Source organism: Dyella sp. BiH032 (genome assembly GCF_031954525.1).
GTDB lineage: Bacteria > Pseudomonadota > Gammaproteobacteria > Xanthomonadales > Rhodanobacteraceae > Dyella_D.
In genome coordinates this window covers 1,697,938-1,713,641 of the sequence record NZ_CP134867.1, presented here as the reverse complement: position 1 = coordinate 1,713,641, position 15,704 = coordinate 1,697,938, and the positions used below count along the sequence as shown (strand labels likewise).

The 15,704-nt window shown below is 67.7% G+C and carries 15 protein-coding genes; 6 read left to right on the top strand and 9 right to left on the bottom strand.

Annotated elements, in window-relative coordinates; translation table 11 throughout:
* Nucleotides 1–31: 31 nt before the first annotated feature.
* The 4 genes from RKE25_RS07630 to RKE25_RS07615 all read right to left on the bottom strand — a co-directional run bounded on the left by RKE25_RS07630 (nt 32) and on the right by RKE25_RS07615 (nt 3,939).
* A complete protein-coding gene (locus RKE25_RS07630; RefSeq protein WP_311841639.1) occupies nt 32–676 on the bottom strand; it encodes a cytochrome c in 645 nt (214 codons plus the stop codon).
* Nucleotides 677–690: 14 nt separating this feature from the next.
* Nucleotides 691–1,686 carry a copper resistance protein B gene (locus tag RKE25_RS07625; protein WP_311841638.1) on the bottom strand — a complete coding sequence of 332 codons (996 nt, stop codon included), beginning with the start codon at nt 1,684–1,686 and terminating at the stop codon, nt 691–693.
* Entirely contained in the window at nt 1,683–3,431 is a 1,749-nt protein-coding gene (locus RKE25_RS07620) for a copper resistance system multicopper oxidase (protein WP_311841637.1), read from the bottom strand. Before RKE25_RS07620 ends, RKE25_RS07625 begins: the two co-directional genes overlap by 4 nt.
* 79 nt (nt 3,432–3,510) lie before the next feature.
* Complete coding sequence (locus RKE25_RS07615) at nt 3,511–3,939, bottom strand: hypothetical protein (RefSeq protein WP_311841636.1); 429 nt, start codon at nt 3,937–3,939, stop codon at nt 3,511–3,513.
* A gap of 69 nt (nt 3,940–4,008) precedes the next feature.
* On the opposite strand from RKE25_RS07615, the gene rlmJ reads away from it, so the two are divergent.
* The 3 genes from rlmJ to RKE25_RS07600 all read left to right on the top strand — a co-directional run bounded on the left by rlmJ (nt 4,009) and on the right by RKE25_RS07600 (nt 6,453).
* Nucleotides 4,009–4,887, top strand: coding sequence for a 23S rRNA (adenine(2030)-N(6))-methyltransferase RlmJ (gene rlmJ, locus RKE25_RS07610; RefSeq protein WP_311841635.1), 879 nt, complete (start codon nt 4,009–4,011; stop codon nt 4,885–4,887).
* 79 nt (nt 4,888–4,966) lie between these two features.
* A complete protein-coding gene (locus RKE25_RS07605) occupies nt 4,967–5,476 on the top strand; it encodes a Slp family lipoprotein (protein WP_311841634.1) in 510 nt (169 codons plus the stop codon).
* 68 nt (nt 5,477–5,544) lie between these two features.
* The gene (locus RKE25_RS07600) at nt 5,545–6,453 is read left to right on the top strand and encodes a cation diffusion facilitator family transporter (RefSeq protein ID WP_311841633.1); all 909 of its coding nucleotides are present in this window, start codon (nt 5,545–5,547) and stop codon (nt 6,451–6,453) included.
* A gap of 9 nt (nt 6,454–6,462) precedes the next feature.
* Here the strand turns inward: RKE25_RS07600 and RKE25_RS07595 are convergent, their stop codons facing one another.
* Complete coding sequence (locus RKE25_RS07595) at nt 6,463–6,852, bottom strand: VOC family protein (protein WP_311841632.1); 390 nt, start codon at nt 6,850–6,852, stop codon at nt 6,463–6,465.
* 18 nt (nt 6,853–6,870) lie between these two features.
* Nucleotides 6,871–7,257: an MmcQ/YjbR family DNA-binding protein gene (locus RKE25_RS07590; protein WP_311841631.1), complete on the bottom strand. Its 387-nt coding sequence runs from the start codon at nt 7,255–7,257 to the stop codon at nt 6,871–6,873.
* Between the two features lie 184 nt (nt 7,258–7,441).
* On the opposite strand from RKE25_RS07590, the gene RKE25_RS07585 reads away from it, so the two are divergent.
* Together RKE25_RS07585 and mfd are read left to right on the top strand one after the other, a co-directional pair.
* Entirely contained in the window at nt 7,442–8,059 is a 618-nt protein-coding gene (locus tag RKE25_RS07585; RefSeq protein WP_311841630.1) for a GNAT family N-acetyltransferase, read from the top strand.
* A gap of 143 nt (nt 8,060–8,202) precedes the next feature.
* On the top strand, nt 8,203–11,679 hold the full coding sequence (gene mfd, locus RKE25_RS07580) for a transcription-repair coupling factor (RefSeq protein WP_311842354.1): 3,477 nt from the start codon (nt 8,203–8,205) through the stop codon (nt 11,677–11,679).
* 565 nt (nt 11,680–12,244) lie between these two features.
* Here the strand turns inward: mfd and egtD are convergent.
* Together egtD and egtB are read right to left on the bottom strand one after the other, a co-directional pair.
* A complete protein-coding gene (egtD, locus tag RKE25_RS07575) occupies nt 12,245–13,222 on the bottom strand; it encodes an L-histidine N(alpha)-methyltransferase (protein WP_311841629.1) in 978 nt (325 codons plus the stop codon).
* 18 nt (nt 13,223–13,240) lie between these two features.
* Nucleotides 13,241–14,482: an ergothioneine biosynthesis protein EgtB gene (gene egtB, locus RKE25_RS07570; protein ID WP_311842353.1), complete on the bottom strand. Its 1,242-nt coding sequence runs from the start codon at nt 14,480–14,482 to the stop codon at nt 13,241–13,243.
* A 251-nt stretch (nt 14,483–14,733) separates the two neighbouring features.
* Here egtB and RKE25_RS07565 point away from each other — a divergent pair, with 251 nt between their 5' ends.
* Entirely contained in the window at nt 14,734–15,180 is a 447-nt protein-coding gene (locus tag RKE25_RS07565; RefSeq protein ID WP_311841628.1) for a DUF6491 family protein, read from the top strand.
* 78 nt (nt 15,181–15,258) lie between these two features.
* Here the strand turns inward: RKE25_RS07565 and RKE25_RS07560 are convergent, their stop codons facing one another.
* Complete coding sequence (locus RKE25_RS07560; protein WP_311841627.1) at nt 15,259–15,615, bottom strand: hypothetical protein; 357 nt, start codon at nt 15,613–15,615, stop codon at nt 15,259–15,261.
* Nucleotides 15,616–15,704: the final 89 nt, after the last annotated feature.

Sequence of the window (15,704 nt, the reverse complement as noted above, 5' to 3'; positions counted from 1 at the left end):
ACCGGTGCCGTTCGCTTTCCGGCCCGACGCTTCAGTGCTGGTGACCAGCACTCGACGGCGCGGCCGGCGCCGATTCGTCGTCGTGGTGACCGTCGTGGTCGTGCGCATCGTGGTCATGCGCGTCGTCGGCAGGCCCATCATGCTCGCCGTGGCCGTGATGATGCCCACCGCCGTGACCGTTGTCGCCGGCCGATCCCGCCATGGCTTCGAATGCCGCTTCATCCTGCTTCGGCAGTACTTGCAGGAACGCCACCATGTCCCAGATGGCGGAATCGTCGTGGCTGCGCCCCCAGGCCGGCATGCCGCTCATCTTGATGCCGTGCTTGATGGCCCAGAATGCCTGCGCGGGATCGCCGATGCCGCCGCGCGCCAAGTCCGGCGGCTGCGGATACAGGCCCTTGCGCAGCTCCGTGTCGCGCATGCCCGGCGTGAGATGGCAGGCGGTGCACATCTCGGCGTAATGCTCCGCGCCGCGGCGGATGCGCGCGGGGTCATCGAGCGCCGGCACGGCGATGCCCGCCGCCTGCTTCGCCACGGAACGGTCGCGCAGCACGCCCACGGCGCGTTCGGTCAGCGACCAGTGCGGCTGGTCCGCGCCGATCGGATAGACACCCGAATAAACAAAGGCCGCAGCAGCGATGACTGCCAGCAGCAAGAACAACAGTACAGCTCTCATCGCGTATCCCTCCCTCAGAACCAGAGTCGTATGCCGGCCACCCACGCCGTTTCCCTACGCGGGAAGCTGGTGGACTCGCCGAAGCGGCGCGTGTGGTCCACGCCGACGTAGGGCGCGAAGCGGCGGCTGAATTCGTAGCGCAGGCGGAGCCCCGCCTCCGCGTTGGACAAGCCGGAGCGGATGCCGCGGCGTGGATCGTCCTTGCCATAAACATTGAGTTCCAGCTTCGGCTGGAGTATCAGCCGCTGAGTGAAGCGCAGGTCGTAGCTGGTTTCCAGGCGCAGCGCCGTGCGGCCCTGCGGACCGGCGTAGAACGTCGCCTGCGTTTCGAACCAGTACGGCGCCAGGCCCTGCACGCCGAAGGCCAGCCATTGGCGGTCCGGACCGTGCCCGAAGTCGTGGCGGACGCCGAGCTGCCAGTCCCAGAAGGTGCTGAAGGCATGGCCCCACAGGACCTCGGCGCGCGCATCCTCCGTGCCTTCCGCGCCGCGCTCCCCTTCGGTGCGCAGCCACACGCGGTTGGTGTCGCTGCCCCACCAGCCTTCGGCTTCCCACGCGGTGGCGTAGTCGCCGCCGACGCCGCGCGTGCGTTCGAGCCGGTCGAACAGCCACATACCGCGCTTGGCCAGGTCGTCCATCTGCATCATCTCCACCATGTGTTCCGGCGCCATGGGCGCGGGCTGGTGCTGCGGAGGCGGAGGCGGGACGTGGTCGTTCGGCGGCAGTGGCGGCTGGGCGGGCATGCTCATGTCCATGGGCATGTCGTGGCCGGCATGGTCCTGCGCTTGCGCGTGGTCCGTGTGCGCATCGGCCGGCTGCATGCCCGGCATGTCGTGCATGTCATGCGCACCGTGCGCGTCCTTCGCATTACCCGCGGGCTTCTTGGCGGGCTTGGCCGGCGTCGACGGGCGGTGATGTTCGTGGCCGGACATGCTCATGCCGTCCTGCGCGCACGCGAGCCAGGGCATGGCCAGCAGCAGGACGGCGAAAGCGTTGCGTGCGGTCTTCATGCCACCACCACCTCGCGGAACATGCCCGCCTCCATGTGGTAGAGCAGATGGCAGTGGTAAGCCCAGCGGCCCAGCGCGTCCGCATTGACGCGGTAGCTGAGCTGCTGCGCCGGCTGCACCACCACGGTGTGCTTGCGCACCTGGAACTGGCCGTGCTCGTTCTCCAGCTCGCTCCACATGCCATGCAGGTGGATGGGGTGGGTCATCATGGTGTCGTTGACCAGGGTGACGCGCACGCGCTCGCCGTGCTTCAGGCGCAGCGGCTCGGCATTGGAAAAGCGCGTGCCGTCGAACGACCACAGGTAGCGCTCCATGTTGCCGGTGAGGCGCAGGGTCAATTCGCGATCCACGTCCGCCGAGATTGGCGCGTTGACGGCGTGCAGATCGGCGTAGCTGAGCGCGCGCCGGCCGGTGTCGCGCAGGCCCACGCCAGGATCGTCGAGATTGCGGCGCGGCTGCGGCACGCGCATGTCCACTTCCACGCCAGTCTTGAGCGCCGGCATGGCGTGGCTCATGCCCATGCCCATCCCCGACATATTCATGCCCGACACGTTCATGCCCGCCATGTCGTGCGTGGCGCCGCCATGTGCGCCGTGATCCATCGACCCCATCATGTCGCCCATGCTCAACAGGGGCCGCGGGTCGAGCGGCGGCACGTCCGCCGTCATGCCGGCGCGCGGCGCCAGCGTGGCGCGGGCGTAGCCGGTGCGGTCCATGCTCTGCGCGAAGATGGTCCAGGCGCGGTCGGCGGACGGTTCCACGATCACGTCGTAGGTCTCGGCCGTGCCGATGCGGATCTCGTCCACGGTGACCGGTTCCACCGGCTGGCCGTCGGCGGCCACCACGGTCATCTTCAGGCCGGGAATGCGCACGTCGAAGAAGGTCATCGACGAGCCGTTGATGAAGCGCAGGCGCAGCTTCTCGCCCGCGTCGAACAGGGCGGTCCAGTTGCCGGCCGGCGTGCGGCCGTTGGCGAGGTAGGTGTAGGCCATGGCGGAGACGTCCGCGAGGTCCGTGGGGTCCATGCGCATCTGCTGCCACATGCGCCGCTCGGCCAAGGCCTGCGAGAGGCCCTGGCGGCTGGCATCGCGCAGGAAATCGCCGGCGGTGCGCTTGCCGATGTTGTAGTAGTCGCTCTGCTTCTTGAGGTTGGCGTAGATCCGCTCGGGGTCGGTGTCGGTCCATTCGCTGAGCAAAATGACGTGCTCGCGCTGCGCCGGATACAGTTCGCCCGCGCGCGGTTCGATCACGATCGGACCGTACAGCCCGGTCTGCTCCTGGAAGCGCGAATGGCTGTGGTACCAGTAGGTGCCGGCCTGGCTCACGGTGAAGCGATAGAGATACTCGCCGCCCGGCGGGATGCCGTCGAAGCTGATGCCGGGCACGCCGTCCATGTCCGCCGGCAGGATGATGCCGTGCCAGTGGATGGAACTGGTCACCGGCAGGCGGTTGCGCACGCGCAGGGTGATGGTGTCGCCCTGGCGCCAGCGCAGCAGCGGCGCGGGGAGCTGCCCGTTGACCACGGTCGCCATGCGCCGGCGGCCCGTGAAGTCGACCGGCAGCTCGCCGATCTCCAGCTCGAAATGGGTGCCGCTCAGTTCGACGCGCGGCGCGACGGCAGCCGGCATTTGCGCCAACGCATCGCCGCGCCACAGGCCGAGGCCGGCGGCCACGCCGCCCAGGGCCAGCCCCTGCACGAAGCGCCGGCGCGGCAGATGGATGCCGCGTGGGTCTTGCTTGTTCATCGAATGACTCCGTCATGCTCGTGCCTGCCGTGCAGGCATGGAAAAGGACGGCCGCCTGGCAGCCGCGCCATGCACGGAGTCAGGCCGAGGGTGGCCTCAAGGGAGGCTTGGACGGCGGTTGCGGCGCTTCCTCGTCGCCCCTAGGCATACCCAAGCGCGATGGCGCGGGATGGCCGGCGGTCACCAGGGATACGCCGGGCAGGTTGGCGGGAATGTGAGCGCAGGTGCAGTCGGAGGCCCAATGACCGGCGCCATGGTCGTGGGACGCGTGCTGCGGCATGTCGTCCATGCCCGCATGGCCGTCCATCGCCATGGCCTTGGCCGCCCCGCCCTGCATGGCCTCGCAGCAGCCGCCGGAGGCCCAGGCCATGCTTGCCATCAGCAGCCACGCGCACAGCGCCAGCGCGAACAGCGCACGCGATCGGCGGAGCGATGGGAGAAGATGGCGCAGCATGGGCGGCAGGATGCCAGCGGGCCATCGGGGGGACAACTCTGGAGAAGGGTTCATGCGCCCTCGCAGGACGGAATTTCGCCGAGGGGCCACTTCGCCTCGGCCATCCCCACTACAATCGCCCCGATGAATTACCGCCACGCCTACCACGCCGGCAATTTCGCCGACGTTCTCAAGCACGCCGTGCTGTTCGCGCTGATCGAGGCGCTCAAGGCCAAGCCGACGCCCTTCTGCGTGATCGACACGCACGCCGGCAGCGGCTGCTACGCGCTCGACGGTGCCGAGGCCGGCAAGACCGGCGAGTACAAGGACGGCATCGCGCGCCTGCTGTTCCCCGATCTGCACCAGGGCGCGCACGTCGGCCCGCTGCCGCCGTTGCTGCGGCACTGGCTGGACAGCGTGCTTGCCCTGCCCGGCAACGAGAACGGCCTGCGCCTGTACCCCGGCTCGCCGTTGCAGGCCGCCGGCGCGATGCGCGCGGAGGACAGTGCGCAGCTGTGCGAACTGCATCCGGAAGAAGCCGCTCGCTTGCGCGAACTGTTTCACCGCGATCATCGCGTGCACGTGCACGAACGCAACGGCTACGAAGCGCTGAAGGCGCTGCTGCCGCCGAAGGAAAAGCGCGGCCTGGTGCTGATCGATCCGCCGTACGAAGCGCAGGAAGCGGAATACCGGGTGATCGAGCGGGCGCTGAAGGCTGCATTGCTGCGCTGGCCGACCGGCGTCTATGCGGTGTGGTATCCGATCAAGCTGCGCAGCCAGGTGCAGCCGTTCCTGCGCTGGGTGCAGCACAGCGGCGTCAAGCGCGCGTTGCGCGCGGAACTGCTGGTGCGTCCGGACGATTCGCCGCTACGCCTCAACGGCTCGGGCATGGTCGTGCTCAACGCGCCGTGGAAGCTGGACGAGGCCTTGCGCGAGCCGCTGCGCGCACTGGGCCGCCTGCTGTCGCAGGAACGCCCGGCCACTTGGCACCTCGACTGGCTGATCGCCGAAACCGCCGGCTGAAACGGGGGCGGGCGGCGCTATCGCAGGAACTTGCCGGCGGCTAAGCTTGGCGCCGCCGAACGCGAACAGGAGACCGTCCATGCGCACCATCGCTTCCCCGCTGCTCCGCCTGGCGGCCGCTGCGTCGCTGCTCGCCCTGGCCGCCTGCGCGCCGGCGCCGATCTACAAGGCGACCGGCACCATCGCCGCAGCGCCGTTCAATGTGGCCGAGGCGCCTGAGCGTTATGCCAATGCACCGGTCGTCTGGGGCGGCCGCGTCGTCGCCGTGCACAACCTGGCCGATCACAGCGAGATCGAAGTGCTGGCCTACCCGCTGGACGGCTCGCAGCGGCCGAAGGCGAACGACAGCGGCCTGGGCCGCTTCATCGCCACCATGCCCGGCTATGTGGAGCCGATGGATTATCCGCCCGGCGCCTTGATGACCCTCGACGGCCAGATCGCCGGCAGCCGCGCCGGCAAGGTCGGCGAAGCGCCGTACGTGTTCCCGCTGGTGAAGGTGAACCAATCGCACGTCTGGACGGCCAGCGAACTGAGCAGCGGCAAGAACAACGTGCACTTCGGCGTAGGCGTGGGCGTCGGCATCCGCTGACGCGCGCTTCGCGGCCGCTCCTTCATCCTGTCGCTCCATCCACCACAGAACTCTCCAGGGAAGAACCGATGTCCGGTCACGCGAATTCGGCGAAGGCGATCTTTCTGGCGCTGGGCGCCAACTTCGCCATCTTTGTCAGCAAGCTCGCCGCGGCGATCTTCACCGGCTCGGGCGCGATGCTGGCGGAGGCGATCCATTCGCTGGCCGATTGCGGCAACCAGGGCCTGCTGCTGCTCGGCATGCGCCAGGCTCGGCGCGCGCCGAGCGAGGAATATCCGCTGGGCTGGGGCCGTGCGTTGTACTTCTGGTCGCTCCTGGTGGCGATCCTGCTGTTCAGCGTGGGCGGCATGTTTTCGGTCTACGAAGGCGTGCACAAACTGAGTGCGCCGGAACCGCTGCAGCGTCCGTGGCTGGCGGTGGGCGTGCTGGTGTTCGGCATCGTGATGGAAGGCATCTCGATGCGCGGCTGCATGCAGGAAGTGAACAAGGCGCGCGACGGCATGGGGCTGTGGCAATGGTTCCGCCACACGCGTTCCAGCGAGCTGCTGGTGATCTTCGGCGAGGACCTCGCCGCCCTGCTCGGCCTGGTGCTCGCGCTGCTGGCGATCGTGGCGACCATGCTCACCGGCAACCTGATGTTCGACGCACTGGGCACCATCGCCATCGGCGTGCTGCTGATCGTGGTGGCCGTGGCGGTGGCGGTGGAAGTAAAGGCGCTGCTGATCGGCCAGGGTGTGGAGCCGCGCCGGCGCGAAGAGCTGCTGTCATTCCTCAATGCGCGCCCGGAAGTGGACGTGGTGCTGAACCTGATCACCCTGCAGCTCGGGCCGGAAGTGATGGTCTCGGTGAAGGCGCGCATGGCGCCCGCGGCGGACAACCTCGCGCTGGTGCAGAACATCAACGCGGTGGAACGCGCCATGAAAGCGCAGTTCCCCGACGTGGCGTGGAGCTTCTTCGAGCCCGATATCGCCGACTGAGCGGATCGCTCACTTGCGTTGCAACAGGTCCCACTTGTTGCCGTAGAGGTCCTGGAACACCACCACGGTGCCGTAGGCCTCTTCGCGCGGCTCTTCGCAGAATGTGCAGCCCGCGGCTTTCATGCGTTCGTAGTCGCGCCAGAAATCGTCGGTATGAAGCAGCAGGAACACGCGTCCGCCAGCCTGGTGGCCGATCGAGGCACGCTGTTCCTCGTTCGCGGCGCGCGCCAGCAGCAGGCGGGTCTCGGCGGAACCGCGCGGGGCCAGGATCACCCAGCGCTTTTCTTCGTCCAGGCGGGTGTCTTCGACCAGTTCGAAGTTGAGGACGCGCGTGTACCAGGCGATAGCCTGGTCATAGTCGGCCACGAGCAGCGCGAGGGCGCCGAGGTGCTGTTTCATCGTTTCTCCGAAGGGTTTTCAGGCCGGGGGCAACGGCCCCAGCTCTTTTTGCAGTTTCTTGGTGAGCTTGGCACGCACCAGGACGTACGAATCTCGCACCAGGGCCGCCAGCTCGGCGGTGGCGAAGCGCTGCGGCTCGACCACGGAAACCCAGTGGGCACGAGCCAGATAGGGAGACGGCACGATGCCCGGCTGGTCGGTCAACTCCAGGAAGCGCTCGTCGGCCACCTTGATGCCCAGCCGATGGCCGTAGGCGACCGGATCCGCCGGCATCACCGCGAACATCTTGCCGCCTACGCTGAAAACCAGGTCGGCGCCCCACTTGATGTCGCGGGTGACCCCCGGCCACGCCCCGCACAGGGCCTCCAGCTGAACGGGGGTCATGCCTTTGCCGGCCTTGCTCATGCTTTCACTCCGCGCCCACATTCCGTGGCCGCTATCGCGCGCATTGTGATGGCCTGACGGGGACACTGTCTCTCCCTGGATCATGCAGAGTCGCAGCATGGACTGAGCCGTGCGCGACGCGAAGCCGCATGGTTGCGCCGTTTTCGTTCATGTTGCGACGCACACAATACGGTAAAGTACGGACATGGCTGCGAACCTTCTTTCCGATATGTCTCCCGCCACCCGGCGCCCCCTCCCCCCACCCAGCAGCGAACGCTTCGCCCGCCCCCGGTTGGCCGAGGCGACCACGCCCGCCAAGGGCGAGCTGGTGACGACCCGCGACGGCCGCGAGCTCCATTTGCGCGCGATCGAGCCCGGCGACGTGGCCGCGCTGCAGCGCTGCTTCAGCCGGCTGTCGCCGGAGGACATCCGCCGCCGTTTCCTGCATGCCATGTCCGAGCTGCCGGCGCCGATGGCGCAGCGCCTGTGCCGCATCGATCCCCGCTTCGAAACCGCCTTCGTGCTGATGGACGACACCGTGCAGCCGGCGGAAATGCGGGGCGTGGGCCGCATCTACGTGGACGAGGCGGCCAACAGCGCCGAGTTCTCCGTACTGGTCGAGCACGACTGGAGCCGCCTGGGCCTGGGTGCCCTGCTGATGCAACGGCTGGTGGACGACTGCCGCCAGCGCGGGCTGTCGGAGGTCTGGGGCTATGTGCTGCTGGAGAACCGCCCGATGCTGCAACTGTGCAAGGAGCTGGGCTTCACCCGCCGCCTGACCCCGGAAGAACCGGGCACCACGCAGATCGCGCTGCGCCTCTGACCGCCCCCATTCGCGCGCCGCATGCGCGCCTGATCCGAGACTCGTGACTTTCGACCGCCCCGGCCCGCCGGGGCGGTCGCGTTACACTTGCCCGCTTTACCGGCGCGGCCCTCCTGGCCGGCGCCATGGAACGCCAGCGCCACATGCCCAGTCCCATGCCATCCCGCACGGTTCCCCTTCCGCCGTTTCCCTCCACGCCCAAGCACCGCCGCTATTGGACGCCGCCGCACGGCTCGGCCCGCGCCCTGGTGGTGGCCGAGGCCGCGCGCGCGCATGAGGGCCTGCTCGTCGCGGTGACGCGCGACACGCAGCGCGCGCATGCGCTGGAGGAGGAACTGAAACTGTTCGCCGGCGATCTGCCGGTGCTGCATTTCCCGGACTGGGAAACCCTGCCTTACGACATTTTCAGCCCGCATCCGGAAATCGTCTCCCAGCGCATCGCCACGCTGTACAGCCTGCCGGCGACGCGGCGCGGCGTGCTGGTGGTGCCGGTGGCGACCCTGATGCAGCGCATCGCGCCGCACAGCCACGTCACCGGATCAGGCCTGGTGCTGAAGAAAGGCCAGAAGCTGGACCTCTCCGCCGAACAGCGCCGCCTGGAAGCCGCCGGCTACCGGAACGTGCCGCAGGTGGCTGAGCCGGGCGACTTCGCCGTGCGCGGCGCGCTGATCGACATCTTCCCGATGGGCGCGGGCGAGCCGTACCGGGTGGAGCTGTTCGACGACGAAGTCGAATCGATCCGCAGTTTCGACCCGGAAACGCAGCGCTCGCAGCAGCCGGTGGAAAAAGTCGAACTGCTTCCCGCGCGCGAATTCCCGCTGACCGAACAGGCCGCCAAGGACTTCCGCGGCAAGCTGCGCGAACGCTTTCCCATCGACGTCCGCCGCTGCCCGCTCTATCAGGACATGAAGGAAGGCGTGACGCCGGGCGGCATCGAGTATTACCTGCCGCTGTTCTTCGAGCAGACGGCGACGCTGTTCGATTACCTGGCGGAGGGCGCGGTCTTCGTACTCGGCGAAGGCACCCTGGAGTCGGCCGAGCAGTTCTGGCAGCAGACTGGCGAACGCTACGACCAGCGCGCGCACGATATCGAGCGCCCCGTGCTGCCCCCGGCCGAGCTGTACCTGCCCCCGGAACAGTTGCGCGAACAGCTCAACCGGCGGTTGCGCGTGGAAGTGGTGGAAAGCGGCCACGAACACGCCGTGGACGTCGGCACGCAACCGGCGCCGGAGCTGCCGCTCAATCGCAAGGGCGAGGAACCGGGCACCTCGTTGCGGCACTTCATGGCCAGCTACCCCGGCCGCGTGCTGATCGCCGCGGATTCGGCGGGCCGCCGCGAGGCCTTGATCGAGACGTTGGCGGCCGCGGGACTCAAGCCGGAAAGCATCGACGGCTGGCCGCGCTTCATGGGTGCCGACGGCAGCGGACCGAAGTTCGCCATCGCCATCGCGGGCCTGGAACAGGGTTTCGCGCTGAAGCAGCCGGCCATCACCGTGCTCACCGAGCGCGAGTTGTACGGCGAACGCGTGCGTACCGAGCGCAAACGCCGCCGTGGGGCCGCGCGCGATCCCGACGCCATCATCCGCGACCTCACCGAACTGACCATCGGTGCACCTATCGTGCACGTCGATCACGGCGTGGGCCGCTACCAGGGCCTGGTGTCGATGGAGCTGGGCGGCACCGAAGGCGAGTTCCTCACCATCGAATACGCCAAGGGCGACAAGCTCTACGTGCCGGTGGCGCAGCTGGGCCTGGTCAGCCGCTACACCGGCACCGCGCCGGAACTGGCGCCGCTGCATTCGCTGGGCGGCGATGCCTGGGAACGCGCGCGCCGCAAGGCTGCGGAGAAAGTGCGCGACGTCGCCGCGGAGCTGCTGGCCATCTATGCGCAGCGCGAAGCGCGCGGCGGCGAATCGCTTCCGATCGACCGCCAACTGGTGGAGGAATTCGGCGGCAGCTTCCCATTCGAGGAGACTCCGGACCAGCAGCAGGCGATCGATGCGGTGCTCGGCGACCTGGCCGCGCCGCGCGCGATGGATCGCGTGATCTGCGGCGACGTGGGCTTCGGCAAGACGGAAGTCGCGCTGCGCGCCGCCTTCGCCGCCGCCACGGCGGGCAAGCAGGTGGCGGTGCTGGTGCCGACCACCCTGCTCGCGCAGCAGCACTACCGCAACTTCGCCGATCGTTTCGCCGACTGGCCGGTGCGGGTGGACGTGCTGTCGCGCTTTAAGTCCACCAAGGAAGTGAACGAGGCGCTCAAGCGCCTGGCCGATGGCCAGATCGATGTGATCGTCGGCACGCACAAGCTGCTGCAGCCGGACATCAAGTTCAAGAACCTCGGCCTGGTGATCGTGGACGAGGAGCAGCGCTTCGGCGTGCGCCAGAAGGAGCAGCTGAAGAAGCTGCGCGCCGAAGTCGACCTGCTGACCATGACTGCCACGCCGATCCCGCGCACGCTGAACATGGCAATGAGCGGACTGCGCGATCTCTCGCTGATCGCCACGCCGCCGGCGCACCGCATGGCCGTGCGTACCTTCGTCAACGCCTGGGACCCGGCGACGATCCGCGAAGCGTTCCAGCGCGAGCTGGCGCGCGGCGGCCAGGTGTACTTCCTGCACAACGAGGTGGACAGCATCGAGCGCACCGCGCGCGAGCTGCAAGAGCTGATTCCCGAAGCGCGCATCGGCATCGCCCATGGCCAGATGGCCGAGCGCGAGCTGGAGCAGGTGATGGCGGATTTCCACCGCCAGCGCTTCAACGTGCTGGTGTGCACCACCATCATCGAGACGGGCATCGACATCCCGACCGCCAACACGATCATCATCGACCGTGCCGACCGCTTCGGCCTGGCGCAGCTGCACCAGCTGCGCGGCCGCGTGGGCCGCTCGCACCATCGCGCCTATGCCTACCTGGTCGTGCCGGACCGCAAGGCGATGACTGCCGATGCGGAGAAGCGCCTGGAAGCGCTGGCATCGCTGGAGGAACTGGGCGCGGGCTTTACGCTCGCCACGCACGACCTGGAGATCCGCGGTGCCGGCGAGCTGCTCGGTGATGAGCAGTCGGGGCAGATCCAGGAGATCGGCTTCGGCCTCTATACCGAGCTACTGGAACGCGCGGTGCGTGCGCTGAAGTCGGGCAAGGTGCCGGACTTCGACCTCAGCTCCGAACACGAGACTGAGGTGGAACTGCACCTCCCCGCCCTGATTCCCGACGACTACCTGCCGGACGTCCACACGCGCCTGACCCTGTACAAGCGCATCGCCAGCGCGCGCAATGACGAAGCACTGCGCGACCTGCAAGTGGAAATGATCGACCGCTTCGGCCTGCTGCCGGACGCCACCAAGAACCTGTTCGCCATCGCGGGCCTGAAACTGATGGCCACGCCGCTGGGCATCCGCAAGGTGGACTTCGGCCCGAACGGCGGACGCATCACTTTCCGCGAAAAACCCGACGTCGACCCGATGGCCATCATCCGCCTGATCCAGAGCCAGCCGCGCGTCTACAAGCTGGACGGTCAGGACAAGCTGAAGGTGATCCTGGAACTGCCGGGTGCGGCGGAGCGGATCCGGAGTGCGCAGGAGATTCTCGTGCAATTGGGGGCGCGACGGCCGGCGGCTTGAGTGGGCGTCGTCACTCATCAGTGCTGCGGGTTTTGCTCTTAGCAACGTTTTGGCGAGCACCCGCCCCTCATCCCAGCCTTCTCCCCGGAGGGGAGAAGGAGAAGTGCGGTACCGCGGCGAGAACAATCCAAACAAGAGCGAGCGAAGCGACGCTCCGTAGCGCTCTTGATCTCCCGGGTTCCCTTCGCGGCGGTGAGGGCTGGACGATCAGGCCGCCGCAGGCGGGCGGGGACAGGACGTCCCCGCCTTTTCGATTCGGGCAAGGATGCCCGATCGAAAAGCCCGGCCAGCCCTCAACGCACCCGGAGCAGCGTAGGCTGCGGAGGGCGCCGCGCAGGGGGCCCTTTCTTCTTGGTTACTTCTTCTTTGGGCAAGCAAAGAAGAAGTAACTCGCTCTCCGGCAGGAGAGCGAAACCCTCGCCCCGCGAGGGGCGAGACCAGACTGGCGACCACGCCAAGACAACCGAACCGTGTCGCCACTAGATTCCGACCCGCGCCGGAATGACGAGCAGTGAGCGCGAGGCCACCCTTAGCGTCCGCGAGCGCTCCCCCACCCATCGCAAAATCAACCCGCGCGACGCACCAAATACTGCAAAGAAAACAACCCCTCCGGATCCAACCAAACCCTCGCCACCTCCAACCCCGCCTTCCCCGCCATCGCCGCGAAATCCTCCGGCGAATACTTGCAGCTGTACTCCACCAGCATCGCCTCCTCTTCCGCGAACGACGCCAGCATGCGCCCCACCCTCACCTTCTGCTCTCGAAGGCTGATGATGTGCGTCTCGATGCGTCCGGCGAGCGGGTTGTAGTGTGCGCGGTGGCGGAAGGCGCCGAGCTGGAAATCGCAGCCCAGCTCGCGGTTGAGGCGAGCGAGCATGTTGAGCGTGAACTCGGCGGTGACGCCTGCGCGATCGTTATAGGCCGCTTCGATGCGCGCCGCGTCTTTCTTCAGGTCCACGCCGATCAGCACGCCGCCGGCTTCGCCCATCTCGTCGCGCATCGTCCGCAGCAGCTGGATTGCCTCGCGCTGCTCGAAATTGCCGATGGTCGAGCCGGGGAAATAGATCACCGTACGCCGCGGCGCGCGTGGCGGAATCGGCAGGCGCAGCGGGCGGGTGAAATCCGCATGCAACGGCTGCATCGGCAGCGAGGGAAAGCGTTCGGCCAGGCGCTGCACGCTGGCAGTGAGCGCTTCGGACGCGATCTCTACCGGCACGTAGCACACCGGGGAAGCCAGATGGCCGAGCAGCTGGCGCGTCTTTACTGCGTTGCCGCTGCCGTATTCGACCAAACGGACATCCGGCCCCAGTACGTCGGCGATATCGCCTGCATGCGCATCGAGCAAGGCGATCTCCGCGCGCGTGAGGTAATACTCCGGCTGTTCGCAGATCTGCTCGAACAGTTCGCTGCCGCGCTCGTCGTAGAACAGCCAGGACGGCAGGCGTTTCGGCGTCGCGCGCAATCCGCGCTGGACAATCTCGAGCAGTTCGCTGGCAGGTGGGCGGCGATCGTCGTCGCGGGGTTCCAGGGCTTGCAGACTCATCGTGCAGGGCTCTCTTGCTTACCGGTCGCGGGCGAGGCGCAGGCCGGCGAACTGCCAGCGGGCCTGCGCGGGAAAAAAGTTGCGGTAGGTGGCGCGGATGTGATCGCGTGGCGTGGCGCAGGAACCGCCCCGCAACACCCATTGCGCGTTCATGAACTTGCCGTTGTATTCGCCCAGCGCGCCGGGCAACGGTTGGAAGCCGGGATAGCTCACATACGGCGAAGCGGTCCATTCCCACGCATCGCCATACATCTGCAGCAGGCCTTCGCCCACCGCTGCGCGCGGCGGTTGCGGACGACCGTCGAGCAGATTGCCGCGAACGGGTTGCGCCGCCGCGGCGCTTTCCCATTCGGCTTCGGTAGGCAGGCGCGCGCCGGCCCAGCGCGCGAAGGCATCGGCTTCGAAATAGCTCAGGTGCACGACCGGCGCGGCGGGGTCCAGTTCGTGCACGCCGGCGAGGCCGTACGCACTGTCGAGATCCGCCTGCCAGTAAAGCGGCCGCTCCCAGCCCTCCGCCTGGACGGTGGCCCAGCCGTCGGAGAGCCACAGCGTCGGCTCGCGATAGCCGCCGTCCTGCACGAACAGGCGATATTCGCCGTTCGTCACCAGCCGATTGGCGAGCGCGTGCGCTTGCAGATACGCACGATGCCGGGGACCTTCGTTGTCGAAGGCGAAGCCGTCGCCCGCATGGCCGATCTCGATCACGCCCTCCTGGCCATCCACGTATGCCAGCGGCTCGACGCGCGACGCCGAGGGAGGCGCCAGGGTCGGGTCATAGGCCGGACGCAGCGGATTGCACCAGAGCGCATGCTGGATATCGGTGACCAGCAGCTCCTGATGCTGCTGTTCGTGCTGCAGGCCGAGTTCGACGATGGCTTCCGCAGCGCCCAGACCAGTCTCGATGCGTGTCTCAACCGCGGCTTCGACGTAACGACGGTATTCGATGACCTCGTCCAGCGACGGACGCGACAGCAGGCCGCGCCGCGGGCGGGCATGCATGGGCCCCACCGTCTGGTAGTAGGAATTGAACAGGTAATGCCACTCGGGGTGGCGCGGCCGCCACGCGGCATCGCGGCCCAGCAGGAACTGCTCGAAGAACCAGGTGGTATGGGCCAGATGCCACTTCGCCGGACTGGCGTCGGGCATGGACTGCACCATCATGTCTTCGGCGCTGAGGCCGGCGCACAACTGCAGCGTGCGGGCGCGCACCCGTCGGAAACGCTGCAGAAGGGATTCCGCCTGGAGGGCAAGGTCGGGCAGGCTCACGGACGCCTCCGTTGCAACGAAATGCCCCTTCGAACGTTATAGGGACGGCCTGGCGACTCGAGGACCCGCATGCCGGCTACCTTGCCGCAGCGCCCGTTCACATTCCGTGATCCGGGCATGGCAAAGGCTTGACAGGCGAAGGGGTGGCGGCGCTCAAATGCGGCCGCGCGACTTCGACGGTCCGGCTACCAGGGGACCCGGCAACGGGCTCAGGACGTTCCAACCAACCGAAGAGGTATATACCCATGAAAACCGTCACCGCCATGCTGGTGTTCGCGATGGCAGCCGCCAGCGGACTGGCGCACGCCGATGGCCCGGCGGGAGAACGGCACCCGATGCGCCCCGTCAGCGAGTGCCTGCGCCCGGACCGCATCAACGAATGGTATGTCGTAGACAAACGCACCGTGATTGCGCGCACCGGACCGGACCGCTATCTCGTCAAGCTTACTGCCGATTGCCCGCGGCTGGGCATTGGCCAGCAACTGCTGTTCCGCGCCAACGACTCCAACCGGGCTGCCGGGCTGGGCGCGATCTGCGGCGAGGTAGGCGAGACCGTGGTCTCCCGCGACCAGCCGCCGTGCGCGATCGAGTCGGTGAGCAAGATCGACAAGGCGCAGTTCGAGAAGATGGAAAAGCACGCCAGCCAGCACGGCTTCATGAGCAACGGCGGCACGCCGCCGACCAAGCCGTAAGGCTGCAAGGCTCGCGCTCCACGAACGAAAGAGCCCGGCCTAGGCCGGGCTCTTTGCTTGTTGCGTCGCGATGAGCGATCAATCGCCGTCGTCGTAGTAACGGCGCGAGCGGTAGCCGTCGCTGTAGTAGCCGCGATCTTCGTACACGCGGCGTACGTAGACCGGGCGCTCCACCACCACCGGCTCGTCGTAGTACACGACGCGCGGCGCCGGGCGGTAGTACACCGGACCGGAGTAGTAGGCCGGCCCGTAATACGGGCGGTAGTGCGGACGGTAATAGCCGTCGCTGTAGCCGATGCTCACGCCGGGGACGTTGATGCCGATGCCCACGCTCACGTGGCTGCGGGCGAACGACGGGGCGGCGGCCGCGCAACCCAGCAGCACGGCGGCGGCCAGGACCACGCGCTTGAGGCTGGAACGCTTCGACTTGTTCATGGCTTTAAGTCTCCGAGAGAGCGGCGACGGCGGTTCGGTCGGTCCTGAAAGGGGTGAACGGAGGACCGTTCCGGCGCTGTCTGCCGGGA

Excerpts from the sequence above, each read along its gene's own strand:
- RKE25_RS07630 (WP_311841639.1), bottom strand. The coding sequence starts at position 676 with ATGAGAGCTGTACTGTTGTTCTTGCTGCTGGCAGTCATCGCTGCTGCG.
- RKE25_RS07625 (WP_311841638.1), bottom strand. The coding sequence starts at position 1,686 with ATGAAGACCGCACGCAACGCTTTCGCCGTCCTGCTGCTGGCCATGCCC.
- RKE25_RS07620 (WP_311841637.1), bottom strand. The coding sequence starts at position 3,431 with ATGAACAAGCAAGACCCACGCGGCATCCATCTGCCGCGCCGGCGCTTC.
- RKE25_RS07615 (WP_311841636.1), bottom strand. The coding sequence starts at position 3,939 with ATGAACCCTTCTCCAGAGTTGTCCCCCCGATGGCCCGCTGGCATCCTG.
- rlmJ (WP_311841635.1), top strand. The coding sequence starts at position 4,009 with ATGAATTACCGCCACGCCTACCACGCCGGCAATTTCGCCGACGTTCTC.
- RKE25_RS07605 (WP_311841634.1), top strand. The coding sequence starts at position 4,967 with ATGCGCACCATCGCTTCCCCGCTGCTCCGCCTGGCGGCCGCTGCGTCG.
- RKE25_RS07600 (WP_311841633.1), top strand. The coding sequence starts at position 5,545 with ATGTCCGGTCACGCGAATTCGGCGAAGGCGATCTTTCTGGCGCTGGGC.
- RKE25_RS07595 (WP_311841632.1), bottom strand. The coding sequence starts at position 6,852 with ATGAAACAGCACCTCGGCGCCCTCGCGCTGCTCGTGGCCGACTATGAC.
- RKE25_RS07590 (WP_311841631.1), bottom strand. The coding sequence starts at position 7,257 with ATGAGCAAGGCCGGCAAAGGCATGACCCCCGTTCAGCTGGAGGCCCTG.
- RKE25_RS07585 (WP_311841630.1), top strand. The coding sequence starts at position 7,442 with ATGGCTGCGAACCTTCTTTCCGATATGTCTCCCGCCACCCGGCGCCCC.
- mfd (WP_311842354.1), top strand. The coding sequence starts at position 8,203 with ATGCCCAGTCCCATGCCATCCCGCACGGTTCCCCTTCCGCCGTTTCCC.
- egtD (WP_311841629.1), bottom strand. The coding sequence starts at position 13,222 with ATGAGTCTGCAAGCCCTGGAACCCCGCGACGACGATCGCCGCCCACCT.
- RKE25_RS07565 (WP_311841628.1), top strand. The coding sequence starts at position 14,734 with ATGAAAACCGTCACCGCCATGCTGGTGTTCGCGATGGCAGCCGCCAGC.
- RKE25_RS07560 (WP_311841627.1), bottom strand. The coding sequence starts at position 15,615 with ATGAACAAGTCGAAGCGTTCCAGCCTCAAGCGCGTGGTCCTGGCCGCC.